Genomic DNA, 26,216 nt, shown 5'->3' with positions numbered 1-26,216 from the left:
CTAGTATGACACAGGCAGCGATAGAAGAGGAAAATAAGCTTATAGCTCAAGAGTACAAAGAGTTACTCCGAATTAGTTATCAAACATTGACAGATGATGATAAAAAACTAATACGAAGCGCTTTTGAGGTCGCTGTTGATGCGCACAAAACGCAACGAAGAAAATCTGGCGAAGCTTATATTTTTCATCCAATAGCAGTAGCAAAAATAGTAGCTTCTGAAATTGGACTTGATGCCGTTTCCATAGCCTCTGCCCTATTACATGATGTAGTTGAGGACACCGAGTACACTTTAGATGATATTGACCGTATGTTCGGTGAAACCGTAGCGCGTATTGTTGACGGACTCACTAAAATTTCGCATTTAAAGAAAGACATGAACATCTCTCAGCAAGCAGAGAATTTCAGAAAAATGCTCTTGACCTTAAATGACGATGTACGTGTTATTATCATTAAGATTGCCGATCGATATCACAACATGCTCACCATGGATTCTATGCCAGAGCACAAGCAAGTAAAGATTGCATCAGAAACATTGTATATCTATGCGCCTCTTGCACATAGAATTGGTCTATATAATATTAAAACAGAATTAGAAGATTTAAGTTTAAAATATACAGAGCCAGAGGTTTACAACTCTATTAAAGATAAAATAGAAGATAGCAAAGAAGACCAACAAGCTTATATTGATGCATTTTCTGGCACAATTGACAATTCACTTAAAAAAGAAGGTCTTAATTACATTATAAAAGGGAGGATGAAGTCTATCTTCTCTATGCGCAAAAAGATGATTGCCCAAAATGTAACTTTTGAGGAAATCTACGATAAATTTGCCATTAGAATTATTTACAAATCAGACCCGCAGAATGAAAAGTTTCTAGCTTGGAAAATATATTCCATAGTTACAGATCACTTTACCCCGAACCCCGTTAGATTAAGAGATTGGATATCCTCCCCTAAGTCCACAGGCTATGAAGCCTTGCACATTACCGTTATGGGACCAAAAGGGAAATGGGTAGAAGTCCAGATTAGAAGTGAACGTATGCACGAAATAGCTGAAAAAGGGTATGCTGCGCATTTCAAATACAAACACGGCGATCAAAAAGAACAAGGTATAGAAGTGTGGTTAAACAAGCTACAAGAAGCCTTGGAGAATGCAAATACCAATGCTGTTGATTTTGTAGAAGAATTTAAGCTGAACCTATATTCAAAAGAAATATTTGTTTTTACCCCAAAAGGAGAATTAAGGTCTTTGCCCAAAGGTGCAACGCCACTAGATTTTTCTTTTAACATACATACAGAAGTTGGTATGCGTACCAGAGGCGCTAAGGTCAATGGTAAACTGGTTCCTTTGAACACCACACTTTCAAGCGGAGATCAAGTGGAGATTATTACCTCTGATCAAGCAAAACCAAATCAAAACTGGTTAGACTATGCTACTACCGCTAGAGCTAGGGCAAAAATCAAATCTGTTTTACGGGAAGAGAAAAAAGCTGTTGCCGAAGATGGAAAAGAGATTTTACGCAGAAAATTAAAGTCTCAGAAAATTTCGCTCAATGAAGATTCCATTAATAAAATGGTCTCCTTCTTCAAATTAAAAACAAGTCTAGATTTGTTTTATAGAGTTGGTATAGGCTCTATTGACAATACTATGATTAAAGACTTTGCATCTTCTTACAGTAATGCATTCATCAGTTTCTTTAAGAACAGAATGCGCAAATCGCCAACACAAGAAGATATCAACAAAGATGAAATCACTTCTAAGTATGACATGCTTGTTTTTGGCAAGGAAGAAGAAAAACTAGAATACAAGCTATCCCAATGTTGTAATCCTATACCTGGTGATGAAGTATTTGGCTTTGTAAGTGTTTCTGAAGGAATTAAGGTGCACAAAAAAAATTGTCCAAATGCTATTTCATTACAGTCTAACTATGCCTACCGTATTATTAGTGCCAAATGGATAGATTCATCGCAACAAGAATACCAAGCTGACATAGTGATGACCGGTATAGATAACTTAGGACTTGTAAATGATATTACAGAAGTTATATCTGATATTATGCACGTAAATATGCGTAATTTAAATTTCAGCACTGATGGTGGCACCTTTAAAGGTAAGATTACCGTAGTGGTCAAAAACAAAGCTGTACTGAAAAAATTGACCGATAATCTTATGAACATCAACGGTATTGATAAAGTTACTCGTATTTAGAAAAAGGAAATTAAAATTTAACTGTACCTTTGTGTATTAATGTAGTAAATATGTCTTCTGATAAAAATCAAGAAATTGTAAAAAACGTCTTCACCGCCTTTTTAGAGGACAAAGGACATAGAAAAACCCCAGAACGTTACGCTATTCTTCAAGAGATTTATGAAAGTGATGAACATTTTGATATAGAGTCTCTTTATATTAAAATGAAGAATAAAAACTATCGTGTAAGTAGGGCTACCTTATACAACACCATTGAACTTCTCTTAGATTGCAAATTGGTACGTAAGCATCAGTTTGGAAAGAATCAGGCTCAATATGAAAAATCATATTTTGATCGTCAGCATGACCATGTTATACTAACGGATACCGGTGAGGTCATGGAATTTTGTGATCCAAGAATACAGTCTATTAAAAAAACTATAGAAGAAGTTTTCGACATAACCATAAATACGCATTCCCTATATTTTTATGGGACTAAAAATACTCCTGCTAAAAACGCAGGCAAAAAAGAAATTAAATAAAACTAACCAAGTATATAAAATTTAGATGGCAGTAGATTTATTGTTAGGCCTACAATGGGGTGACGAAGGAAAAGGAAAAATCGTTGACGTATTAACTAGAGATTACGACATTATTGCACGTTTTCAAGGCGGTCCAAATGCTGGTCACACCTTAGAATTTGACGGTATTAAACACGTTCTTAGAACTATTCCTTCCGGAATTTTTCATAAAAAAGCAATGAACGTTATAGGTAACGGTGTTGTTATCGATCCAGTTGTTTTTGTAAAAGAACTAGAAGGCTTAGACCAGTTCAACATAGACTACAAGGCCAAACTTATTATCTCTAGAAAAGCACATTTAATATTACCAACACACCGTTTATTAGATGCCGCATCTGAAGCATCTAAAGGAAAAGCAAAAATTGGTTCTACATTAAAAGGTATTGGTCCAACTTATATGGACAAGACCGGTAGAAACGGTATGCGTATTGGAGATTTAGAATTGGATTCTTGGAAAGAAAAGTACCGTCATTTAGCAGACAAACACGAGGCTATGATCAGCTTCTATAATGTTGATGTACAGTATGACTTAGAAGAAATGGAAGTTGAATTTTTTGATGCTGTAGAGCGTTTAAAAGAATTAACTTTTATTGATAGTGAAGAGTATTTGAACGAGGCTATTAAAGCAGGTAAAACTATATTGGCAGAAGGCGCTCAAGGATCTTTATTAGATATCGATTTTGGAACATACCCTTTTGTTACTTCATCTAATACAACTGCAGCAGGTGCTTGTACAGGTTTAGGTATTGCTCCAAATAAAGTAAAAGAAGTGTTTGGTATTTTTAAAGCATATACAACACGTGTAGGTTCCGGTCCTTTCCCAACAGAATTATTTGACGAAGTTGGTGCAGAAATGGCTAAAGTAGGTCACGAGTTTGGTGCGGTAACCGGTAGACCACGTCGTTGTGGCTGGTTAGATCTTGTAGCATTAAAATATGCTTGTCAGGTTAACGGTGTTACACAATTAAATATGATGAAAGGTGATGTACTTTCTGGGTTTGATAGCCTGCAAGTATGTACTGCCTATAAGTATAAGGGTAAGACCATAACTCATTTCCCATATAACATAGAACCAGAAAATGTAACTCCTGTTTACACTGAGTTCCCATGTTGGAAAGAAGATTTAACCAAAATGACTTCAGCAGACCAGTTGCCGAAAGAACTTAACGAGTACATCGATTTCCTTGAAAAAGAATTAGAAGTACCGATCAAGATTGTTTCTGTAGGTCCAGATAGAACACAGACAATATTGAGATAAACATTAAGCGACCAGAATAGGTTGTTCAACTTTCAGGAATGGCGATATAGGGAAATACCTTTATCGCCATTCTTTTTTTTTGTATTTTCAAGTTTGTGCAAAATGTACATTTCCACAATTCAGCAACAACTTAACTACAACTAAACAAATGAAAATAACCACCTATGCTTCCTTGCTATTTTTTCTTGTTCTAGCGACATCTTGCAAGTCAGAAAAAAAAGAAAAAGTAGAAGAAAAAAACAATGAATGGATTACTCTTTTCGATGGTAATACCACAAAAGGATGGCGCGCATACAACGGCAAAGAACTGCCACCAGGTTGGATAGCTAAAGATGGAGAATTACAATTTGATACAGAATTGGGTATGGAGCAAGATTACACCGGTGGCACAGATATTATTTATGGCGCAGAAGAGTTTGATAATTTTGAACTCTATGTAGAATGGAAATTGCCGAAAGGTGGAAACAGCGGTATTTTCTACCACTTGAAAGAAGGTTATGATAGTCCGCCAGAAGTTGCACCAGAATATCAATTGATCGATGATGAAAACTATGCCAGCATTCACGACATTACTGATTATAACTTAAGCTTAGGTTATACAGAAAAACCCGAGGAATTAAAGCCGCTTCAGCAAACCGCCTCTGATTATGCCATGCATGCCGCTAATCCAGAAGGTAAAATACTGCATCCGGTGGGGCAATGGAACACTACTAGAATCATTTTCACCCCAGAACAGGTAGAGCACTGGTTAAACGGTAAGAAGGTGGTTTCTTTTGTACCGTGGGATGAAGCTTGGTACGAGAAGAAGAATTCGGATAAATGGAAAAATAGTGAAGACTACGGTAAGTTTAAAACCGGCTATATCGGTTTTCAAGATCATTCTAGCCCTATTTGGTTCAGAAACATAAAAATCAAAAAACTTTAACCACCACACCAATGAACAAAAGAGACTTTCTAAAAAACGCAGCTACATTATCAACATTTGTATTACTTCCATCCGGACTTTGGTCTTGTAAAAAAGAAGTCAAAAAATTGACAAGATTAAAAACTGCACACATTGGCGTTGGCAATATGGGAGCCGAAGATTTAAAAGCCATTTCATCTCACAGCAAGGTTGATGTCACCGCATTATGCGATGTTGATGCAAACAATTTAGCAGCTGCAAAAGAACTTCATCCTAATGCAAAAACATATACCGACTATAGAGCGATGTTAAAAGAAATGGGCGATGAGATCGATGCCGTTATTGTTTCTACACCAGACCACACCCATGCACCAGCTTCTATGATGGCTATGGAAATGGACAAGCCTGTGTATTGCCAAAAACCATTGACCCATTATGTATCTGAAGCAAGGGCGATGAAAAAGCTGGCCGAAGAAAAAGGATTGGTCACTCAAATGGGAATTCAGGTACATTCGTTCTATGACTACAAATTGGCAACGTTATTAATACAATCCGGTATCATAGGTAAAGTACATACGGTTCGTGCTTGGTCACCAAAAGATTGGGGTTATGACGGAGCTGAACCTACTGGATCTGACCCGATACCAGCATCATTAGATTGGAATCTTTGGCTAGGAACTTCGGCAGAAAGACCTTATAAGGAAGGCTTCTATCACCCAGGCAACTGGAGAAAGTTAGTTGATTATGGTTGTGGGACATTAGGTGACATGGGCGTACATATTTTTGATACTCCGTATAACGCATTAGCTCTACAAGTTCCAAAAACGATTAAAAATGAATGCAGAGAACCGAATGGATTCGGTTTTCCACAGAACAACGTCGTTACTTATGAATTTCCACAAACAGAATATACTACGGAAACTTTAAAATGGGTTTGGTATGATGGTCCGGGTGCACCAAAAGACCATGAAGATTTAATATTACCAGGGGCTCAAAACACCGAAACTACCGAAGAAAGTAGTGAAGATTCTATGAAAGATAAAATGTCTTTGGAAACAAAAACAGCAGATGAAGGCGCGTTACCAGATCAAGGTGCCATGTTCATTGGTGAAAAAGGAAGATTATTGCTACCGCATTTCATGCAATTACCAAAAAAGATTGTAGATGGTAAATATGTAGATATTTCTGCAGAAATAGAATCGATAGAAAAAGCTAACAATATGGGCAAACCAATTAGAGATTATGATTTGGAAGGACCAAAACATTACCATCAGTTTGTAGATGCTTGCTTGGGAACAGATGAAACTACCGCTCCTTTCTCCTATGCATCTAGGCTAACGGAAACCATTCTATTAGGTGTAATCGCCGGTAGATTCCCTAACCAAACTTTACATTGGGACAGTGAGAATGCAAAATTTTCCGAAGATGAAGCCAATGCTTTTCTTGAAGGAAATTATAGAGATTTCTAAAACACATGAAAATAAAAAACCACTTTCGGGTGGTTTTTTTTACATCCATTCTTTTTTAACTTTACCGTACATGGGCGATCTTAGATACATTTGAAAAAAGCCTAAAAAATTATATTTTTCATTTAGAAACACTCATCAACAAACCCCATAAAACAATTGTCCTTTTCGCATTAAAATCCCAAAAGTATCTTAACCATGACAAGGCTCTTTTAAAATGTCCTATTTTTGAAAAAATTTTTAGGTTGAAAAAGATTTATCCAGTAGTTCTTTTATGCTTAGCATGTTCTCTTTTTGGCTATTCCCAGCAGAATACTACCGAAGAAGAACCCAAACAAATCAATATAGTCTACGGTGCCAATTTTACTAAAAACGAAGCCGAATATCCAGGTGCTTCTATTTTTAGTAAAGATACCCGTCAAGTTCAATTTGAACACCAAGGTGCCGATTTGTGGTGCGATGTTGCTATTTATTACCAATTAGAAAATAGATTGGAAGCTATTGGCAATGTCATTTTAAAGCAGGGAGATTCTGTTGAAATGACCAGTAAAAAAATCAACTACTTAGGTGATGTAAAGTTGGCTAAAGCATGGGGTAATGTTGTATTGACAAATTCTGATATGACCTTAAGAACGGATACCTTACGTTTAGATCGCGAAAAGCAAGAAGCTTTTTATCAAGATAACGGTACTGTAGTAGATTCAGCAAATACGTTGACCAGCAAAATTGGTAAGTATTTTATGGAACTTAAAAAATATCAGTTCTTAGACAGCGTACATGTTAAAAACCCTGAATATACTTTAGACTCAGAACAATTAGACTATTATACAAATTCTAAAAACGCTTATATGTACGGTCCGTCAACTATAAACGGAGAAACGTACAAAATATATTGTGAAAGAGGATTTTATGACACCAAAGTAGAAACCGGCTACGGAATTAAAAACACTCGTATAGATTACAACAACAGAATTATAGAAGGTGATAGCGTTTATTTCAATAAGGCTGAGGAATTTGCATCTGCCACTAATAACATTACCGTTACAGATACTATAAACAATGGTATTATCAGAGCGCACTATGCCGAAGTATTTAAAGCTAAAGATTCTGTATTTGCAACAAGAAGAGCAGTTTCTATTTCTGTTCAAGAACGAGATTCTCTTTATGTTCATGGAGATACATTAATGGTCACTGGAAAACCAGAAGATAGAATTCTACGAGCTTTTAGAAATGCTAAATTCTACAAAACAGATTTAAGCGGTAAATGTGATAGCATCCATTCAGAACAAAAAACCGGTATTACCCAATTAATTAAGAATCCAGTTATTTGGAATGGTGCCAACCAAATGACAGGTGACAGCATTCATCTAAAATCGAATCTAGAAACTGAAAAACTAGACTCCTTAAAAGTATTGAACAATGCCTTTATAATTTCTTTGGACAGTGTTAGCATGACCGGATATAACCAAGCCAAGGGAATTAATTTATACGGAAAATTCATTGAAAACGAATTAAAACTCATAGACTTAATACAAAATACCGAGGTCGTTTATTATATGTACAATGATGATGACGAACTAATAGGTATTGATAAAACTGTGTGTAGCAAAATAAGAATTACTATGGCAGAAAATGACATAGAAAACTTGACTTTTTATACAGACCCAGATGGCGATATTTTCCCTGAGAAAGACCTACCAAAGAATAGTAGAATATTAAAAGGCTTTGTATGGCGTGGAGATGAACGCATATTAACTAAGGATGATATTTTTGATGAAGATGATAATAACCTAAAACTTGTAGTTATCAATGGCATTGATAACCCAATAGATATTGACGCTGAGGAGCAACAACGAAGTCAAAACGAATCTGACCCGGTAAATAATATTCCTACACAAGATAAAGCAACAGACCCTAAAAAGTCTGTAAAGCCTAAAAAGGTGAAATAGCTATTTCACATGAACAAAGACTTTCTAAAATATCAAGCACAGACTTCTCCCTACCCTTTAGGCATGGAAGTTTCCTATGCCAGCGGCAGTTATATTTTTGACACCAATGGTAGTGCTCATTTAGATTTTGTTGCCGGAGTATCGGCATGTACTCTTGGTCATTGTTACCCAGATGTGGTAGATGCAATAAAAAAGCAAGTAGATAAATATATGCACGTAATGGTGTATGGCGAATATGCACAATCACCAGCAACCATATACACAAAGTTGCTTGCGGATAATTTACCTGAACCTCTAGAGGTAACCTACTTGGTTAATTCTGGAACAGAAGCTATTGAAGGTGCGTTAAAATTGGCGCGTAGATATACTGGTCGTTCAGAAATTATTGCAGCTAAATCCGCCTATCATGGTAATACCATGGGTAGCTTAAGTCTTATGGATTTTGAAGAACGCAAAAGTGTTTTTAGACCTTTATTACCAGACATTTATCATATCAGTTTCAATAACGAAGAAGATTTAGATAAGATAACCTCTAAAACCGCCTGTGTTATTTTAGAGACCATACAAGGTGGCGCTGGTTTTATACTTCCATCAAAAGACTATTTAAAAAAAGTAAAAGCGCGTTGCAAAGAAATGGGAGCGCTCTTAATACTTGATGAAATACAGCCCGGTTTTGGCAGAACAGGAAAGCTATTCGCATTTGAACATTTTAATTGCATCCCTGATATTTTAGTTATCGGCAAAGGGATGGCATCTGGCCTGCCCGTTGGTGCTTTTACAGCTAGTAAAGAAATTATGCATACGCTAAGTGAGAATCCTAAAATGGGTCACATAACTACTTTTGGCGGTAATCCGGTAATTGCAGCATCTAGCTTGGCTACACTAAACGTACTGTTGAACTCGACTTTAATTGCTGACACCTTAATTAAAGAAAAGCTCTTTAAATCGTTATTAAAACATCCGAAGATAAAAGAAATTAGAGGTAAAGGATTGATGCTTGCCTTGATAATGGATTCTCCAGAAACAGCCAATGAATTGGTATTAAAAGCAAAAGAGAAAAATCTTATTCTTTTTTGGTTATTATTTGAAAATAGAGCGGTAAGAATTTCCCCGCCATTGACCATTTCAGAAAAAGAAATTAAAGATGGTTGTGCTATAATCTTAGAACTTCTTAACGCTATGTAAATCAGCGTTGTTAACTAATTTGTTAATAATATCGATTAACAAGATGGCTGAAACCCCATACAATCACTTACTTTTAAAATATCTTGTAAAACCAAATAGTGCCTATGGCGTTAGAATCTAACGAGAGACCGGACAAGCCAATAACAAAATTTGAATCAATGTTAAAGACAGATGATGTCTATTTCTTTGATGCAGAGGATTTTGAAGATATTGTGCACCATTACCTAAATCATGGGAAGATTTCTTTGGCTAAAAAAGGAATTAAAATTGGTTTACAGCAGCATCCAGCTTCTATAGAACTGAAATTGCTGCAGGTAGAAGTCATGGTTTTTGAAAACCAGATGGAAAAAGCCGAAGCCCTGCTAGATGAATTACAGCAGTTGGATAATAATAATGATGAAATTTACATTCAACGTGCCAACATTTTTTCTAAGAGAGATGACCATGCTGGCGCAATAGAATTACTACAAAAAGCATTAAGCTTCACTAATAATAGTTTTGATATCTACAGCCTACTGGGTATGGAGTATTTGTTCATGGACAACTTCAATAATGCCAAGGAGAGCTTTATGAAATGTGTGGAGTTTGACGAACAAGATTATTCATCGCTCTATAATGTGGTGTATTGCTTTGAATTCCTTGAGGATTATGATGGTGCAATAGTTTACTTGAACAGCTATTTAGAAAAGAATCCGTATTGCGAAGTAGCTTGGCATCAGTTAGGTAAGCAGTATTATTTTAAAGAAATGTATACGGAAGCATTAACTGCTTTTGATTTTGCAGTTATTTCAGATGATACTTTTATTGGCGCTTACTTTGAAAAAGGAAAAGTACTTGAAAAATTAGGTCGCCATAAAGAGGCCATTGAAAATTACGAAACCACCATTTCCATTGAAGACCCTACCTCTCATGCATTTTTGAGAATAGGTAAATGTTATGAAAAACTGAAGGATACTGAAATGGCCAAGTACTATTTCTACCAAACAGTACATGAAGATCCACTTTTAGACAAAGGCTGGTTGGCGATTACAAATCTATATTATAATAGTAGAGATTTTGAAAAGGCAGTTTTCTATATAAATAAAGCTTTGAATATTGATGGTGAGAATCCGCAATACTGGAAAAAGTGTGCGCAAATTCACATGGCTTTAAAGAATTATGACCAAGCAGATTTCGCTTTTAAACAAGCAGTGGACCTTGGTAATTTTGAAATAGATACATGGTTAAGCTGGGCAGAGGTTGTTCATATTAACGGAGAGGAATCTGCCGCAGTAGAAATCTTAGCCCAAGGTAGAGAGTTTTATCCTGAAAATTTAAAACTTTTATATAGATCTGTAGGCTACCTACTACTTGCCAAAGACCCTATCAACGCACGCATTATGTTAATGGATGCATTGAAGATTGACAAAAAGCAGAAAAAACTACATTTGTTCACTGAAAATTTTCCAGAATACGGCAAGTCTGATTGGACACAAGAAATTGTAAGAAAATACAATAAAACCTCTTAGAATAGGTTCTACATTTCATGGACAATAGAAAACTAAAAGATTACACCTTCATATCTCTAAAAGGAATGGCAATGGGTATTGCCGAATTGGTTCCGGGAGTATCTGGTGGCACAATAGCCTTTGTAACAGGCATCTACGAAGAATTTATCACCTCTATCAATAACGTTAATCTAAAAACTTTAAAAGTTTTAAAGGAAGAAGGTTTTAAAATGTTTTGGGAGAAATTGAACGGTAACTTTCTTTTAGCCCTGCTAATTGGTATGATGATCAGTATTTTCTCATTATCAAAAGTTATTGCTTGGTTATTAGAAGAACACCCAATTGTAACCTGGTCCTTCTTTTTTGGTTTGGTATTGGCCAGTGTCATTTTCGTCGCTAAATCCATAAAAAAATGGAATATTTTAGGTTTTATATTATTTCTAATTGCAACAGTCACAGCTTTCTATATAACCACCCTTCCTCCTTCTACTAGTTCTGGCAGCTTGCCATTTATCTTTTTATCGGGTGCTATTGCAATTTGCGCCATGGTTTTACCAGGTATTTCCGGTTCTTTTATATTGGTGTTACTAGGTTCTTACAAAACCGTTTTAGAAGCCGTTAATGAAAAAGATTTTGGAATTGTAATTACTTTTGCTTTTGGCGCTGCCTTTGGTATTTTAAGTTTTGCCAGAATTTTAAAATGGATGTTTACCAATTACAAAAATAGCACCTTAGCTTTTTTAACAGGTTTCATCTTAGGCTCGTTGAACGAAATATGGCCTTGGAAGAATATCATCGAAATTATTCAGATAGGTAAAAAAGAAATAATCATTGACGAAAATATTTCTCCATTCGCTTTTCAAGGTGATAATCAATTAACCTTTGCTATTGTAGCTGCTGTAATAGGTTTTTCTCTTATTTTTATATTAGAAAAATCAGCTTCTAAGAAGTAACGCTAAAACCTACATGAACGAAACCCGATCCTTTACTGATAAATTTTTCTTGGTCGTAAAGGGACTTTGTATGGGCGCCGCCAATAAGGTACCCGGTGTTTCAGGTGGTATAGTTGCATTTGTTGGTGGTTTCTACGAAGAATTTATTTATTCGCTACAAAAGGTAAATGGCAAAGCCTTTAAACTTCTTGTTAACGGAAGACTCAAAAGCTTCTACAGGTATATAAACGGCTCTTTTTTAACCCTGCTCATTTTTGGCATGCTGGTCAGTTACTTCAGTATATCAAAAGTATTAGATTATTTTTTGGTTAAACGAGAACTCTATGTTTGGGCCGCTTTTTTTGGTATGATCCTAGGATCTATATATTACATAGGTAAGGATTTCGATTATTGGAAAAAGAAAACATTTACCGCTGCCATTATAGGCTTAAGTGTTGGTGTAGCCATTAGTTTTCTTAGTCCCGCAAAGGAAAACGACAACTTACTTTTTATTTTTTTATGTGGAATGATCAGTGTATCTGGTATGACTTTACCTGGGCTATCGGGTTCCTTTATATTAATATTACTAGGTAATTACGTACTCCTTTTAGTAGATTCCGTTAATGCCTTATATGATACATTCTCAGAATTATTAGTAGGTGATTTTAGCTTTACTTCCAATACGGAAAGGTTGCATACGCTTAAGATTTTAGCGGTATTCACCCTAGGTTCCGCTACAGGCTTAGTAACCCTATCCCATTTATTAACTTATGTTTTAAAACACTATAAGCACATTACTACGGCTACTATTTTAGGTTTCATTACAGGATCTTTAGGAGTAGTATGGCCGTGGAAAAGAACCATTTTTAAAACGGGAATTAATGGAAAAAATATTTTAGATACGAACGGAAAACCGATAATAATGAACTATGAAAGGTTTCTACCAGATTTGACCACCGTAGAAAACTGGACGGCTATTTTCTTTATTATCATAGGTATTAGTATTTTGCTACTTTTAGATTGGTATGGAAAAAACAGAAGAACAGAAAGCTAATTACGGCTTAATAGGAAAAGATATTTCTTATTCATTTTCAAGAGGATATTTTAAAAAGAAATTCGAAGATATGGGGTTGGATCAATGCCAATATCAAAATTTCGATTTGCAAGCCATATCAGAATTCCCCACTATCTTTGAAACTACAGAAAACGTAAAGGGTCTAAACATTACTATACCTTATAAAGAAGAGGTAATGGCTTTTTTAGATGATATGGATATGGCTGCAAAAAAAATTGGAGCCGTGAATACCATAAAATTTACAGAAAATGGTTTAGTTGGTTTCAATACCGATGCCTATGGGTTTGAGAAATCTATAGAACCATATTTAAAAGAACACCATAAAAAGGCATTGATCTTAGGTACGGGAGGAGCATCAAAAGCAATCGCATTTGTATTGGATGAATTAGGAATTAATTTTTCTTTTGTGTCCAGAAGTGGTAAAAATAATGGATATACCTATAGTGAGTTAAATGATGATATTATTGCTGACCATACCTTGATCATAAACTGCTCTCCAGTAGGTACCTTCCCCAATATTGAAGAAAAACCTGCAATTCCGTATTCCCAAATCAACAAACAACATCTTCTTTTTGATCTCATTTATAATCCTGAAGAAACTTCTTTTCTTGCTGCCGGTAAAGCTAATGGCGCGTCCATATGTAACGGACATAAGATGTTAGAGTTTCAGGCCGAAAAATCATGGGAAATTTGGAATCGATAACTATCCTTCTTCACACATATCAATTAGAAAGACAATGTAAAATATAGGTTTACCCTAGATTACTCTTTGGTGATTTAACTAAAAAGAACAATCAATTCTTTGCCAGTCGTAGGGTTGTTACTATCTTGTAAGCATATAATTTAGGATTATGTCTGAGGATAAAGAACAACAATTACCAGAGAATTCAATTGAGGAAAAAACTACGACCGAAACTACTGAAAACGTAGTGGAGGAAACCGTTAATCCTTCAGACGAATCAACACCATTACAAACAGAAACTACAACTGCACCAAATGAAGATGCAGAAGAAACTGATGTAATGAATGAAATTGACGATTCTAATGCAGAAGATGCAGAAGATACCGACAATGAAAAAAGACATGAGATCCCAATGCCAGATTACCATGACATGAGCATGGAAAATTTGGTAGGTGAATTACAACGTTTGGTTAAGAATGAGAAGGTACAAGCCATAAGAAAACATGTTGATTCTATTAAAGACGAATTCAATCAAAAATTTGATCAGTTTTTAGAGGAAAAGAAAGAAGAATTCATCTCAAACGGAGGTAATGAAATTGACTTCAGATACAATTCTGTTGACAAACAACAATTTAACGAAGTATACTCAGAATACAGAGACAAGCGCAACCAATATTACAAGAGTTTAGAAAAGAGTCACAAAGAAAATCTTGCCTATAGATTAGACCTTATTGAACAATTAAAAGCCTTGGTGAATGTAGAAGAGGATATTAATACAACGTATAACAATTTTAAGGATATACAAGCTAAATGGCGCCATGCCGGACCAATACCTCGCGCAGATTATAACAATGTCTGGAAAACATACCACCACCACATTGAAATATTCTACGACTTTTTAAATATCAATAGAGACTTAAGAGATTTAGATTTTAAGCATAATCTAGAGGAAAAAGGTAAAATAGTTGCTAGAGCAGAAGAACTTTCTAAGGAACCAGATTTAAATAGAGCATTTAGAGAACTACAGGTATTGCACAAAATCTGGAAAGAAGATTTAGGTCCTGTAGGTAAAGACCATAGAGAAGAAATCTGGGATCGTTTTAGTGCTGCTACAAAAATTATTCATGAAAGAAGACAAGATTACTTTAAGAATCTTGATAAGATAAAAGAAGAAAATTTAGAGCGAAAGCACGCAATTATAGCGGAGATAAATACACTTAGTGAAAATGTATCCAGCAATCATGGTGCACTTCAACAACAGATTAAAAAATTAGAGGAACTTAGAGAGTCCTTTTTTAAAGCCGGTCAAGTGCCACAAAAAGTGAATTCTAAGACATGGAATAGCTTTAAGGCAGCGGTCCGCGCATTCAATCAGAATAAAAATGCTTTTTATAAGAATCTTAAAAAAGAGCAACAAGAGAATTTAGAGAAGAAAAGAGCTCTATTGGAAATTGCGGTTTCTTTAAAAGATAGCGATGATTTTGATGCTACAACTTCAGAAATGAAGCGCATACAAGGTCAATGGAAAAAAATTGGACATGTGCCAAGAAAATATTCAGATAAGCTTTGGAAAGAATTCAAAACAGCCTGCAACCATTATTTCGATAGATTAAATGCGCTTAAAAGTGATGCATTTAAAGAAGAAGAAGCAAATTTTAAACTTAAAGATGAATTCATTAATCGTCTTAAGGCTTTTGAATTAAGTGGTGACAAAGCAAAAGATTTAGAAGCTATAACAAAGTTTTCCGAAGAATGGAAAACCTACGGTAGAGTTCCTTTTAAAAAGAAAAGCATCAATCAAAAGTTCGATAAAATTATAGATGCACTATATCAAAAATGTGGTGTTAGTAAACAAGAATCTGAACTGTTGAAATATGGTAACAAAATTCAACAATTAAGTAACAATGATAATCAAGAGCGTGCAATACAAAATGAGCGTGCTTTTATTAGAAAAAAGATTGATGAGAGTAAAGATGAAATTAGACAACTAGAAAATAATCTACAGTTTTTCTCTAATGCTTCTGAAAGCAACCCATTGGTACAAGACGTTATAAAAAGAGTCAACCAACACAAAGAAGCTTTATCTGCTTGGAAAGCAAAATTAAAGAAGTTGAATATCTTAAAAAACAATCTACTTAAAGAAGAGGAAGAAGCCGAGGATACTGAAGAAACCAAAACCGAGGAGTAACTTTAATTCTTAATAGAAAAATATAAAACATTTAAACATTTCAAACGTTATAAATGTAAGAAAATACTCACTTTAATTATATTGAGTACATAGTTACATATAAAATGGTTAAACCTGAAATACCGAATAACGAAAAACAAAGGCTAGAAGCACTAAAAAGTTTTAATGTACTTGATACATTAGAAGAAAAGGAATATGATGCTATAACCCGTATAGCCGCAGATATTTGTAATACTCCCATGGCCTTAGTTTCCCTTGTTGATGAAGATCGACAGTGGTTTAAATCTCACCACGGTATAGATGCCACAGAAACTCCTAGAGATTTAGCTTTTTGCGCGCACGCCATTAATTCTCCAGATTCTTTATTATTGGTTAATGATGCCAATAAAGACGAACGATTTTTTGACAACCCTTTGGTTACAGGCGGTCCGTCAGTACAATTTTACGCTGGCGCTCCATTAAATACAAAAGAAGGCCAATCTATAGGTACGCTGTGTGTTATAGATACCAAACCAAGAGAAAAATTTACCGAAAAACAACAAGCGTCTTTAAAAGATTTAGCTGATCAAGTAATGGCACAGTTAGAGTTGAGAAGGCAAAATATACAGCAGAAGATTGTAAATGAAGAATTACGAATAAAGAACAACCAACTAAAGCAATTATCATATCGAATGGCGCATGATATGAAAACACCATTATTGGGCATTAGCTCAATGGTTGGCTTTATTAAAGAAGATTATTCCGATTTTTTTAAAGATACCGAAATACCAAAATATCTAGGCATTATAGATACTAGAGTAGATTACATGGAATCTTTAATCACTGGTATTATCAATTACAACTCAATAACCAATGCCGAGATAAATCTTGAAAAATTTAATGTATCAAAAGAAATAGAAAATGTACTAAGCAAACAATCTGACAATGAATCTGTTTCTTTACAATTAGAAAATTGCGATCACGACATTAATCATTCTTTAAATAGCTTTGACCAAATTTTTAGAGATTTAATATCTAACAGTATTAAATTTACCGATAAGTCTGATATTGAAATTACGGTTTCTTTTAGCGAAGATGAAAAATCTTATTCTTTCACTTATGAAGATAATGGTCCTGGCATACCAGAGAAATACTGGAAAAAGGTTTTTTTATTATTCGAAAAACTTAGTACGGAAGGTGCCACCGATACCGGTATTGGACTAACCACCATTAAAGAGCTTATAGAAAAACTAGGCGGAGATATCACTATAGGCAAACGTAGTGACAATAAAGAGGGTGTGCATTTCAATTTTACACTTTCCAAGAACCTTAATTAAGGTATATGAAATCAGTAATCTGGATTGTAATAGTTATTTCAAATTTCATTTCTATACCATCAAGTAAGGAACTACAAGTAATAGGAAATCAAACTAAGACAGCGAAGAAAGAAGCTTACTTAGTATTGAATACAAAATGTAACTTCTGCCATTCCGTAAAGAAAAATAGAACTATTTTTTCCCTTGAAAATATGGACGGATTAGCAAAAGCGATAGAATTTCAAGTGTTTACAAAGAAAAAAATGCCGAAAGGCAGAAAAAATAAATTATCATCCTTAGAAGAAACCCAATTATTAAATTGGATCAAAACTTTAGATTAGAAATAAAAAAAGCCTCTATAAATAGAGGCTTTTTTTATTATTAATTGTGTTTATTACTTAGCAACGTTAACCGCTCTTGTCTCTCGTATTACAGTAACTTTCACTTGACCTGGATAAGTCATATCGGTTTGTATTTTTTGAGAAATCTCGAAAGACAATTGTGCAGCTCTGTCATCATTAACTTTTTCGCTCTCAACAATTACACGAAGCTCTCTACCTGCTTGAATAGCATAAGCCTTCTGTACCCCACTAAATCCAAATGCAATCTCTTCTAGATCTTTTAAACGTTGAATATAAGAATCTAAAACCTGTCTTCTTGCTCCTGGTCTAGCACCACTAATGGCATCACAAACCTGAACTATTGGGGCAATAAGCGTTTTCATTTCAATTTCATCGTGGTGAGCACCAATAGCATTACACACTTCTGGTTTCTCTCCAAACTTCTCTGCCCACTGCATACCTAAGATAGCGTGTGGAGTTTCTATTTCATTTTCGGTATTAGGTACTTTACCTATATCATGTAAAAGTCCGGCACGTTTAGCGATTTTAGGATTCAATCCTAATTCAGATGCCATAACACCACAAAGTTTAGCAACCTCTCTAGAGTGTTGTAACAAGTTCTGACCGTAAGAAGATCTATACTTCATTCTACCAACAGCACGTATTAATTCTGGGTGTAAACCGTGAATACCCAAATCTATAACCGTACGCTTACCTATTTCAACAATTTCAGTCTCAATTTGCTTCTCTGTTTTCTTTACAATTTCCTCTATTCTTGCCGGGTGAATTCTACCGTCTGTAACTAATTTATGAAGCGATAGTCTTGCAACTTCTCTTCTAACAGAATCAAAACAAGAAAGAATAATAGCCTCTGGCGTATCATCAACAATAATTTCTACACCCGTAGCCGCCTCTAAAGCTCTAATATTTCTACCTTCCCTACCAATAATTCTACCTTTAACATCATCAGATTCTATATTGAATACGGACACACAGTTTTCAACCGCTTCTTCAGTACCAATTCTTTGAATGGTATTAATGATGATTTTACGTGCTTCTTGCTGTGCGGTAAGTTTAGATTCTTCAACAGTAGACTGTATAAAAGCCATTGCATCTGTCTTTGCAGTCTCTTTTAAACTCTCTACCAATTGATTTTTAGCCTCATCCGCAGACAGTCCAGAAATAACTTCTAGCTGTTGAATTTGACTTTTGTGCATTTTATCCAACTCCTCATGACGCTTGTCAAAAAGTTGTCTTTTCTGCTCTACATCTTTTAATTTACTATCTAACTGAGAGTTCATGTTCTTGTTCTTGGCAAGTTCACTACTCACTTGAGATTCTTTATCTCTAGTACGCTTTTCTGCGTCGCTTATCTTCTTATCCTTATTATTAATAACCTTTTCATGTTCGGCTTTTAATTCTAAGAATTTTTCTTTCGCCTGTAAGATTTTTTCTTTCTTGACACTTTCTCCTTCGGCATTTGCATCTTTTAAAATACGTTCAGCATCTTTCTTTGCATTTATAATGGTTTTAGAGGCTTTCCCTTTTTCCAAAAATTTTGCTATTGCAAAACCGATTGCCAGCCCAACTATTGCGGCAATAATTATCATTGTACTATCCATAGTGTAATTTATTAATAAAAAAAAAGCCCACATTGGAGAAGTTTTGATCAAACTCCGGTAAACAGGTTTAGGGCTAACAGACTGATCAAGGATCCCTATACAAGTAGGGCTTGCTTTTACAATCTAAACTCACCCTTTTTAAAAAAAATAAATGTTGAGTTTGTCAAAAGGTATTACCAATGTGGGCAGTAACTTAATGTATTTAAAAGAACGTTTTTATTTCAAAGCCAATTTAGATGTTACCAAATCCTCAAGTGCTTGTAAGCGCTCTTCAGCTTCTTTGGTTCCTTCTGTTTGCTCTATGCCATTCTGTTCAATTTTAGACGCAAATTGCAAGGCGCACATGGCCAAAACATCTTGTTTGTCTCTAACTGCATAGTTCTGCTCAAATTTTTTAGCCAACTGTTCTATATTCTTAGCTGCTTTACGCAAGCCTTCTTCCTGAGCGGGGTCAATAGTCAATGGATAGACCCTATCAGCAATAGAAAGTTTTATTTTGAGCTTTTCTGACATATTATTATAAACATTACTCCGACAATTGAGCTATACAATGGTCCAACTCTCGTATTAATGTATTTATTTTAAGCTTAGCTTCTGTTTTATTGGTATTACTGCCAAGCATTGAATTAGCTAGTTTAAGCGAATTATATTTTTCTTCCCATTCAGACACCGTTTTACTGGCGCTTTCCTGTGAAGATTTTATATTCCTTAATTCTTTTTCCAATTCTAGATTAGCATTGTTCAAAACCTCAAGTTTATGCAACAATTTGCTAATTTTATTTTCTAAAGAATCAACGATTTTAATTAACTCGCTCATACATTACCATCAATGCGATTTACACAAAGTTAACATAGATTATATGACTTAGCAATAGTTTTTTCAAATATTCGTAAATCAGCGGTACATAAATTCAGAATACACAACCATATACTCTTTGTAATAATTTTTGCACCCTCAACTTCATTGAATTGTATTTGATTAATTATTTTCGCAGTATTCCTATCTACCTATGAAAAAAATATCCCTTGGTCTGTTATTATTATTTTGTTTTAGTCTTTTCTCACAAGAAAAATATCCGAAAGATGTTTTTGGTCCACCAATGGATATCCCCATTATTTTAGCGGGTACTTTTGGCGAGTTACGTTCCAATCATTTTCATTCTGGTGTTGATATAAAAACACAGCAGCGAGAGGGAATCCCGATCAACGCAATAGGTGATGGTACTATAACCCGAATTAAAGTTTCTCTTTGGGGTTACGGTAAAGTGCTTTACATGGCCCACCCAAACGGGTATACATCAGTTTATGGTCACCTTCAAAAATTTTCACCTAGAATTGAAGCCTACATCAAGAAATTACAATACAATAAAAAATCGTTTGAAGTAGAAGTATTTCCTGATTACGGGGAGTTAAAAGTTTCTAAAGGCGAACTTATTGCCTATAGTGGTAACACAGGTGGTTCTGCAGGTCCGCATTTACATTTTGAAATACGAAGTAGCATTTCTGAAAAACCCACCAATCCGTTAATGTACGGTTTAGAGGTTGCCGATGCTACTAATCCTATTTTAGAAAAATTATTTATTTATCCGTTAACAGATAATTCTCATGTTAATAATAATTACGAAAGAACACAGATAAACGTTAGTAAACAGAAAGATGGTACATTTTTAGCGGATAAAGTAACTGCTTTAGGTGAAATTGGAGTTGGTTTTATTGGATTTGATAGGTTAGATATGGCCGCCAATAAAAATGGCGTTTATAGTGTAGAACTTAGTGTAAACGGCAAAGTGTATTCTTTATATGATTTTGAGAAATTTTCATTTGGAGAAACCAGATATATAAACACACTTGTAGATTATGATTATTACGGTAGAAATAGGCAAAAAATTCAAAAAAGTTTTAAATCGCCAGGTAACAAGCTTAGTATTTACAAAGACATATATAATGATGGCAAAGTTAAAATAAACGAAGGCTTAAGTTATAACGCCAAATTATTGATTAAAGATTATGCTGGTAATAAAATTGAGGTCAACATACCTATTGAAGGGGTAAAGAATCTATTGGGCAATAAAAAGGTTATAGAAAAAACCGACAACTATGTAATCGCAAAAAAACCCAATAATTTTGATTTAGAAGGTGCTAAGGTATATTTCCCAACAAACACTTTTTATGAGGATTTTTATATTGACTTAAAGAAAGGAAAAGATACGGTTACCATACACACCAACACTGTGCCTGCACATAGAAACTTTACAATCACTTTTGACGTTTCTAAATATTCACAAGAAGAACGAAAGCAATTGTTTATCGCCAGATTAGATTCTAAACTTAGACCAAACCACACTAATACGTATAAACGTGGTAATGAATTTACAACAAGAACACGTAATTTAGGAACATATACTTTAGCTAAGGATACTGTAGCGCCAACCATAAGAACCAAAAACTTTAAAGAAAAGCAATGGTTAAATAATTACAAGTACCTAAGTGTACAGATTGCAGATGACTTAAGTGGTGTAGACAAATATTCCGCTACCTTAAACGGAGAATGGATATTAATGGAGTATGAACCTAAGCGCAATACCCTTACTTATAATTTTGACGATAAGATTGCTGATCAAACGCAATGTGTACTTGAAGTTACCGTTACAGATAATGTAGGTAATACAAACACCTTAAGCACCTCCTTTTACAGAAAATAATATAGTTGAAACTTTATAATGTTCTAAGCCTGATATTACTGCTGTGCAGCTCCATTGGTTTTGCTCAGAACGCTACTATTTCTGGTATAGTACTAGGTGCAAATAATGAACCGTTACCAAATGTCAATATATCCTGTAAGGGTTTAGGAACCACTACAAATTCTGACGGATTCTATATTCTAGAGATTACCTCAGATATAGAGAACACCATAGTTTTTTCTCATATTGCATACTTAGACGTCGTATTGGAAAAATTACTATTGAATACGAACGAGACCTTTGAGTTCAATCCTGTTTTAAAAAATGATGTTACCCAAATAGACGGCGTAACCGTTTCTGCCACTGGGACCAAAGAAGCTAATAACATTCTGAATATTTCTCCAGAGAAAATTAGAAAAATACCAGGAGCAAATTCAGGGGTAGAGACCATATTAAAACTCTTACCAGGCGTATCTTCCAATAACGAATTAAGTACGCAGTATGCGGTACGGGGCGGTAATTACGATGAAAATTTAGTGTATGTAAACGAGATAGAAGTGTACAGACCCTTTTTAATTCGTTCTGCACAACAAGAAGGATTAAGCTTTGTTAACAGTGACCTAGTACAGAATGTGAAATTTTCAGCTGGTGGTTTTCAAGCAAAGTATGGTGATAAACTAGCTTCTGTATTAGATATTAAATACAAGACCCCTACTCTATTTTCCATTAGGGCAGATGTAAGTTTTCTTGGTGCAAGCACAAGTTTAGAAACTGTTTCTAAAAACCAAAAATTGAGCTCAGTATCCGGTATAAGATATAGAAACAACTCTTTACTGGTTAATACCCTGCAGACACAAAGCAATTTCAATCCGGCATTTACAGATATTCAAAGTTATTTGACCTACCGTTTTTCACCTAAATTTCAGTTAAATTTTCTAGGTAACCTAACTGTCAACGATTACAAGAACGAACCTTTAAACAGACAAACTAATTTTGGAACCATAGATAATCCTCAGGCATTAGTAGTTTTTTATCAAGGACAAGAGACAAATAAATATACCACCGCATTAGGAGCTTTAAAAGGCAGTTATTTTTTAAATGAGAATACTACATTAAAATTGATATCCTCCATTTATCATACTACAGAAGAAGAATATTCAGATGTTGTTGCAGCCTATGAGCTTGGTGATGTTGATAGTAATTTAGGTAGCGATACGGCTGGCGAAGTGTTAACTTCTCGCGGTATAGGTTCTCAGTTCAACAGAACGAGAAACGATCTAGATGCCTTAATATTTAATCTAGAGCACAAAGGCTTACATACTATGGGTAATTCCATTTTGGAATGGGGAGCAAAATATACTCATGAAGATATACGCGATCAATTACGTGAATCTGAATTTATAGATTCTGCAGGATTTTCCATTAGACCACCTAGAAGTGAATTCATAAATAATCAACCTTCTGAACCATTTGATGCACCTTTAGAAGCATATAGCGGATTAAGCGCTTTGAACTTTGTGAAGACAAATAGGTTTTCTGGCTACGTTCAATTGGGAACACATAAAACATGGAGCAATGCAGATGTGTATTACAACGTTGGTGTACGCTCTCATCATTGGACAGTTAGTGGAACCGGAGTTGAAAAAGTATCACAAACCGTTTTTAGCCCGCGTGCGCAATTTGCAATAAAACCCAACTGGGATAAAGATATGCTCTTTAGGTTATCTACAGGAATATATCATCAACCACCTTTCTACAGAGAACTACGCGACAACACTGGCACAATACAGCCAAATGTAAAAGCACAAAAAGCATTTCATTTCGTAGCAGGTAATGAGTATAGTTTTCTTCTTTGGGATAGACCTTTTACATTGATAAGCGAAGCGTATTACAAAAAATTGGAAAATGTGAATTCGTATACTTTAGAAGATGTACGTATAAGATACGCAGCCAACAATGACACTGAAGCTTATGTTTATGGAGCGGAAATTAGATTAAACGGTGCCTTTGTACCAGGAACGGAGTCTTGGGTAAGTCTAGGTTATTTAAAAACCGAAGAGAATAGAAACAATAGAGGCTATATACCCAGACCTACAGATCAACGCGTAAAATTTGGCATTCTCTTTCAAGATTACATACCTACGATTCCAGATTTAAAAATGTATTTGAATTTGGTTTATCAAACAGGTGTTCCCGGTGGATCCCCAAGTTATGCCGACCCATATATTTTTCAGAATAGATTAAGAGATTATAAACGTGCAGATTTAGGAATTTCATATATTTTTGCAAATAAGAACAAACAATTTCCAAAAACACATTGGCTACGCAATTTTAAAGAATTGAGTTTAGGTTTTGAAATTTTCAATTTATTCAACAATCAAAATTCAATTACTAACACTTGGGTAAGAGATGCCGACAGTAAAAATGAATATGCTGTACCAAATTATCTTACTTCTAGGGTTTTAAACTTAAAATTGGGTATACGTCTTTAAACAATACAAATGAAAAGAATACTTTTCTTACTAGCACTTATTTCCTCATTTGCTGTAATGGCTCAGAAAAACATTTATGAAAGTCCAAGTTTTGATAACTTGAGTGCTGACCATAATGTATTAGCTATCATTCCTTTTTTAACCAATTTAGATTTAAATGAAAAAGTGTCTAAAACGGAACAAAAAAGATTAGAAGAAAACGAAGGTTACGCTGTGCAAAATGCTTTAGAGACTTATTTCTCTAAGCGTAGTAAAAAGAAAAAGCTTCCGGTAACATTTCAAAACATTGAAAATACAGCAGCTATCTTAGCTAAGAAGAACATCAGTTATGATAATATAGATGTATATACCACAAAGGAGCTAAGCGAAATCTTAGGTGTTGATGGTATTATTAGTGGCACCTTAGATTTAAACATACTACTATCTAATGGTATACCAACAGAGTTCAGCTTTACAGACTATTTCTCTGGAGGGGCAAATTACGGTAGAATTGGCATTAAAATAAGCGATGGCGATTCTGGTAAACTTCTTTGGAAGTACGAAAAGGAAATCAATAAGAAAACCGGTAAGAACACCACTGACCTTATTGACCGTATGATGAAATTAGCCATTAGAAAATTCCCTTACGAGAGAGAACGTAAAAGAGATCGTAAAAATTAATTACGCTTCCACAATATCCTTTAAGGCTGCAATAGTGTAATCTATATCCTCTTTGGTATTATAAGTTGAGAATGAAAAGCGAACAGATGGCTTTTTCATGTCCTCATCAGATAATATCTGGGTAAGTACATGAGAACCAGCATCACTGCCAGACTGGCAAGCACTACCTTTAGAACAAGCAATACCTTTCATATCTAAATTAAATAAAAGCAACATCGCTTTTTCTTCTGTAATAGGTAAACATACGTTTACCAAAGTATAGGTACTCTTCTCCAAATCACCAGAATGTCCATTAAATTTGACTCCAGGTATTTCTTTAGTTATCTGATCAATGAAGTAAGATTTTATGCCTTCAACATATTTCTTTTCTTCTTCTAAGTTCTCGTATGCATGAATAAAAGCCTCTTCTAAACCAACTATATTATGAAAAGACTCGGTACCGGCCCTAAGACCACGTTCTTGAGAACCACCTGAAATCATACAGCTTAAACCTGAATTCTTACGAATAAAGGCAAAACCAATACCTTTTGGTCCATGAAACTTATGAGCGGCAGCAGCTAAAAAATCTATCGGAAATGCTTTTACATCCCAATTATAATGTCCTAAAGACTGTACGGTATCTGAATGTACGAGTGCATCATACTTTTTAGATAAAAGGGTAATTTCCTCTAAATTGATTTTATTTCCTATTTCATTATTTACATGCATTAGGCTAACCAATTTTTTGGAGTCATCTTTTTGTAAAAGTGTTTCTAAATGAGCTATATCAGGATTACCAAATGCATCTAAATCTACATATAACAATTGAATCAATCCTTTCTGTTCCAATTCTTCTACAGTATGTAAAACTGCATGGTGCTCAATTCTAGTTGTAATAATAGTTTTTACACCAAGATCACGTACTGCACATCTAATGATCATATTATCAGCTTCTGTACCACCAGATGTAAATATAATTTCTGACGGCTGTGCGTTCATATACTTAGCAATTATTTTGCGTGCACTTTCAATAGCGGTTTTTGCCGTTCTTCCAAAACTATGAGTAGAAGAAGGGTTTCCATAAATAGCTAAAGCTTCTTGCATTTTTGCAATTACATTAGGGTGAACTTGTGTAGTGGCTGCGTTATCTAAATATACTTGTTTCATATAGGCGTACTCTAAAATAAATAATGAACAAAAATAGTTAATTAACCTATAATTGACAGTGATGCGACAGACAGATTTATAAA

General features: G+C 34.7%; 21 protein-coding genes and 1 other RNA gene. 17 read left to right on the top strand and 5 right to left on the bottom strand.

Going from position 1 to position 26,216, the window contains the following annotated elements:
- Window positions 1-5 precede the first annotated feature (5 nt).
- From UH1x_RS15675 to UH1x_RS15610, 14 genes are all read left to right on the top strand, one after another.
- The gene (locus tag UH1x_RS15675; protein WP_396634947.1) at window positions 6-2,210 is read left to right on the top strand and encodes a RelA/SpoT family protein; all 2,205 of its coding nucleotides are present in this window, start codon (window positions 6-8) and stop codon (window positions 2,208-2,210) included.
- 50 nt (window positions 2,211-2,260) lie between these two features.
- A complete protein-coding gene (locus UH1x_RS15670; protein ID WP_036153368.1) occupies window positions 2,261-2,731 on the top strand; it encodes a Fur family transcriptional regulator in 471 nt (156 codons plus the stop codon).
- Between the two features lie 25 nt (window positions 2,732-2,756).
- Window positions 2,757-4,028: an adenylosuccinate synthase gene (locus UH1x_RS15665; RefSeq protein ID WP_482622848.1), complete on the top strand. Its 1,272-nt coding sequence runs from the start codon at window positions 2,757-2,759 to the stop codon at window positions 4,026-4,028.
- Window positions 4,029-4,176: 148 nt separating this feature from the next.
- Window positions 4,177-4,953, top strand: coding sequence for a 3-keto-disaccharide hydrolase (locus UH1x_RS15660; protein WP_482622846.1), 777 nt, complete (start codon window positions 4,177-4,179; stop codon window positions 4,951-4,953).
- A gap of 11 nt (window positions 4,954-4,964) precedes the next feature.
- Entirely contained in the window at window positions 4,965-6,401 is a 1,437-nt protein-coding gene (locus UH1x_RS15655) for a Gfo/Idh/MocA family protein (protein ID WP_482622844.1), read from the top strand.
- 242 nt (window positions 6,402-6,643) lie between these two features.
- Window positions 6,644-8,347: an OstA-like protein gene (locus UH1x_RS15650; protein ID WP_482622842.1), complete on the top strand. Its 1,704-nt coding sequence runs from the start codon at window positions 6,644-6,646 to the stop codon at window positions 8,345-8,347.
- Between the two features lie 9 nt (window positions 8,348-8,356).
- On the top strand, window positions 8,357-9,532 hold the full coding sequence (locus tag UH1x_RS15645; RefSeq protein ID WP_482622840.1) for an aspartate aminotransferase family protein: 1,176 nt from the start codon (window positions 8,357-8,359) through the stop codon (window positions 9,530-9,532).
- Window positions 9,533-9,636: 104 nt separating this feature from the next.
- Complete coding sequence (locus UH1x_RS15640; RefSeq protein ID WP_482622839.1) at window positions 9,637-11,040, top strand: tetratricopeptide repeat protein; 1,404 nt, start codon at window positions 9,637-9,639, stop codon at window positions 11,038-11,040.
- A 17-nt stretch (window positions 11,041-11,057) separates the two neighbouring features.
- Window positions 11,058-11,972, top strand: a complete 915-nt coding sequence (locus tag UH1x_RS15635; protein WP_482622838.1) for a DUF368 domain-containing protein — start codon at window positions 11,058-11,060, stop codon at window positions 11,970-11,972.
- A gap of 13 nt (window positions 11,973-11,985) precedes the next feature.
- Complete coding sequence (locus tag UH1x_RS15630) at window positions 11,986-13,005, top strand: DUF368 domain-containing protein (protein WP_482622836.1); 1,020 nt, start codon at window positions 11,986-11,988, stop codon at window positions 13,003-13,005.
- Complete coding sequence (locus UH1x_RS15625; protein ID WP_482622835.1) at window positions 12,977-13,729, top strand: shikimate dehydrogenase family protein; 753 nt, start codon at window positions 12,977-12,979, stop codon at window positions 13,727-13,729. Before UH1x_RS15630 ends, UH1x_RS15625 begins: the two co-directional genes overlap by 29 nt.
- Before the next feature lie 148 nt (window positions 13,730-13,877).
- A complete protein-coding gene (locus UH1x_RS15620) occupies window positions 13,878-15,896 on the top strand; it encodes a DUF349 domain-containing protein (RefSeq protein ID WP_482622833.1) in 2,019 nt (672 codons plus the stop codon).
- A 104-nt stretch (window positions 15,897-16,000) separates the two neighbouring features.
- Entirely contained in the window at window positions 16,001-17,212 is a 1,212-nt protein-coding gene (locus UH1x_RS15615; RefSeq protein WP_482622831.1) for a sensor histidine kinase, read from the top strand.
- 5 nt (window positions 17,213-17,217) lie between these two features.
- Window positions 17,218-17,532, top strand: coding sequence for a hypothetical protein (locus tag UH1x_RS15610; protein ID WP_396634961.1), 315 nt, complete (start codon window positions 17,218-17,220; stop codon window positions 17,530-17,532).
- A 53-nt stretch (window positions 17,533-17,585) separates the two neighbouring features.
- Here the strand turns inward: UH1x_RS15610 and rny are convergent, their stop codons facing one another.
- From rny to UH1x_RS15590, 4 genes are all read right to left on the bottom strand, one after another.
- A complete protein-coding gene (rny, locus tag UH1x_RS15605) occupies window positions 17,586-19,154 on the bottom strand; it encodes a ribonuclease Y (protein ID WP_482622829.1) in 1,569 nt (522 codons plus the stop codon).
- A gap of 49 nt (window positions 19,155-19,203) precedes the next feature.
- Window positions 19,204-19,314: non-coding RNA, 6S RNA (gene ssrS / locus UH1x_RS15600), on the bottom strand.
- A gap of 56 nt (window positions 19,315-19,370) precedes the next feature.
- Window positions 19,371-19,667: a cell division protein ZapA gene (locus tag UH1x_RS15595; RefSeq protein WP_073246067.1), complete on the bottom strand. Its 297-nt coding sequence runs from the start codon at window positions 19,665-19,667 to the stop codon at window positions 19,371-19,373.
- A 13-nt stretch (window positions 19,668-19,680) separates the two neighbouring features.
- A complete protein-coding gene (locus UH1x_RS15590) occupies window positions 19,681-19,971 on the bottom strand; it encodes a hypothetical protein (RefSeq protein WP_036153335.1) in 291 nt (96 codons plus the stop codon).
- A gap of 193 nt (window positions 19,972-20,164) precedes the next feature.
- On the opposite strand from UH1x_RS15590, the gene UH1x_RS15585 reads away from it, so the two are divergent.
- From UH1x_RS15585 to UH1x_RS15575, 3 genes are read left to right on the top strand one after another with little or no spacing between them, the layout of a single operon-like run.
- Complete coding sequence (locus UH1x_RS15585) at window positions 20,165-21,856, top strand: M23 family metallopeptidase (protein ID WP_482622827.1); 1,692 nt, start codon at window positions 20,165-20,167, stop codon at window positions 21,854-21,856.
- Window positions 21,857-21,861: 5 nt separating this feature from the next.
- Window positions 21,862-24,327, top strand: a complete 2,466-nt coding sequence (locus tag UH1x_RS15580) for a TonB-dependent receptor (RefSeq protein WP_482622825.1) — start codon at window positions 21,862-21,864, stop codon at window positions 24,325-24,327.
- 9 nt (window positions 24,328-24,336) lie between these two features.
- Complete coding sequence (locus UH1x_RS15575) at window positions 24,337-24,987, top strand: hypothetical protein (RefSeq protein ID WP_036153330.1); 651 nt, start codon at window positions 24,337-24,339, stop codon at window positions 24,985-24,987.
- Here the strand turns inward: UH1x_RS15575 and UH1x_RS15570 are convergent, their stop codons facing one another.
- On the bottom strand, window positions 24,988-26,133 hold the full coding sequence (locus UH1x_RS15570; RefSeq protein WP_482622823.1) for a cysteine desulfurase family protein: 1,146 nt from the start codon (window positions 26,131-26,133) through the stop codon (window positions 24,988-24,990). It lies immediately after the preceding gene.
- Between the last annotated feature and the right edge of the window lie 83 nt (window positions 26,134-26,216).

It is taken from the genome of Maribacter sp. UH1 (assembly GCF_056839145.1).
Note: the sequence above shows the minus strand (reverse complement) of the source record. Positions and strands in the feature narration are given on the sequence as shown.

Excerpts from the sequence above, each read along its gene's own strand:
- UH1x_RS15640 (WP_482622839.1), top strand. The coding sequence starts at position 9,637 with ATGGCGTTAGAATCTAACGAGAGACCGGACAAGCCAATAACAAAATTT.
- rny (WP_482622829.1), bottom strand. The coding sequence starts at position 19,154 with ATGGATAGTACAATGATAATTATTGCCGCAATAGTTGGGCTGGCAATC.
- UH1x_RS15655 (WP_482622844.1), top strand. The coding sequence starts at position 4,965 with ATGAACAAAAGAGACTTTCTAAAAAACGCAGCTACATTATCAACATTT.
- UH1x_RS15585 (WP_482622827.1), top strand. The coding sequence starts at position 20,165 with ATGAAAAAAATATCCCTTGGTCTGTTATTATTATTTTGTTTTAGTCTT.
- UH1x_RS15635 (WP_482622838.1), top strand. The coding sequence starts at position 11,058 with ATGGACAATAGAAAACTAAAAGATTACACCTTCATATCTCTAAAAGGA.
- UH1x_RS15625 (WP_482622835.1), top strand. The coding sequence starts at position 12,977 with ATGGAAAAAACAGAAGAACAGAAAGCTAATTACGGCTTAATAGGAAAA.
- UH1x_RS15620 (WP_482622833.1), top strand. The coding sequence starts at position 13,878 with ATGTCTGAGGATAAAGAACAACAATTACCAGAGAATTCAATTGAGGAA.
- UH1x_RS15590 (WP_036153335.1), bottom strand. The coding sequence starts at position 19,971 with ATGAGCGAGTTAATTAAAATCGTTGATTCTTTAGAAAATAAAATTAGC.
- UH1x_RS15670 (WP_036153368.1), top strand. The coding sequence starts at position 2,261 with ATGTCTTCTGATAAAAATCAAGAAATTGTAAAAAACGTCTTCACCGCC.
- UH1x_RS15615 (WP_482622831.1), top strand. The coding sequence starts at position 16,001 with ATGGTTAAACCTGAAATACCGAATAACGAAAAACAAAGGCTAGAAGCA.
- UH1x_RS15570 (WP_482622823.1), bottom strand. The coding sequence starts at position 26,133 with ATGAAACAAGTATATTTAGATAACGCAGCCACTACACAAGTTCACCCT.
- UH1x_RS15665 (WP_482622848.1), top strand. The coding sequence starts at position 2,757 with ATGGCAGTAGATTTATTGTTAGGCCTACAATGGGGTGACGAAGGAAAA.
- UH1x_RS15660 (WP_482622846.1), top strand. The coding sequence starts at position 4,177 with ATGAAAATAACCACCTATGCTTCCTTGCTATTTTTTCTTGTTCTAGCG.
- UH1x_RS15575 (WP_036153330.1), top strand. The coding sequence starts at position 24,337 with ATGAAAAGAATACTTTTCTTACTAGCACTTATTTCCTCATTTGCTGTA.
- UH1x_RS15595 (WP_073246067.1), bottom strand. The coding sequence starts at position 19,667 with ATGTCAGAAAAGCTCAAAATAAAACTTTCTATTGCTGATAGGGTCTAT.
- UH1x_RS15630 (WP_482622836.1), top strand. The coding sequence starts at position 11,986 with ATGAACGAAACCCGATCCTTTACTGATAAATTTTTCTTGGTCGTAAAG.
- UH1x_RS15675 (WP_396634947.1), top strand. The coding sequence starts at position 6 with ATGACACAGGCAGCGATAGAAGAGGAAAATAAGCTTATAGCTCAAGAG.
- UH1x_RS15610 (WP_396634961.1), top strand. The coding sequence starts at position 17,218 with ATGAAATCAGTAATCTGGATTGTAATAGTTATTTCAAATTTCATTTCT.
- UH1x_RS15645 (WP_482622840.1), top strand. The coding sequence starts at position 8,357 with ATGAACAAAGACTTTCTAAAATATCAAGCACAGACTTCTCCCTACCCT.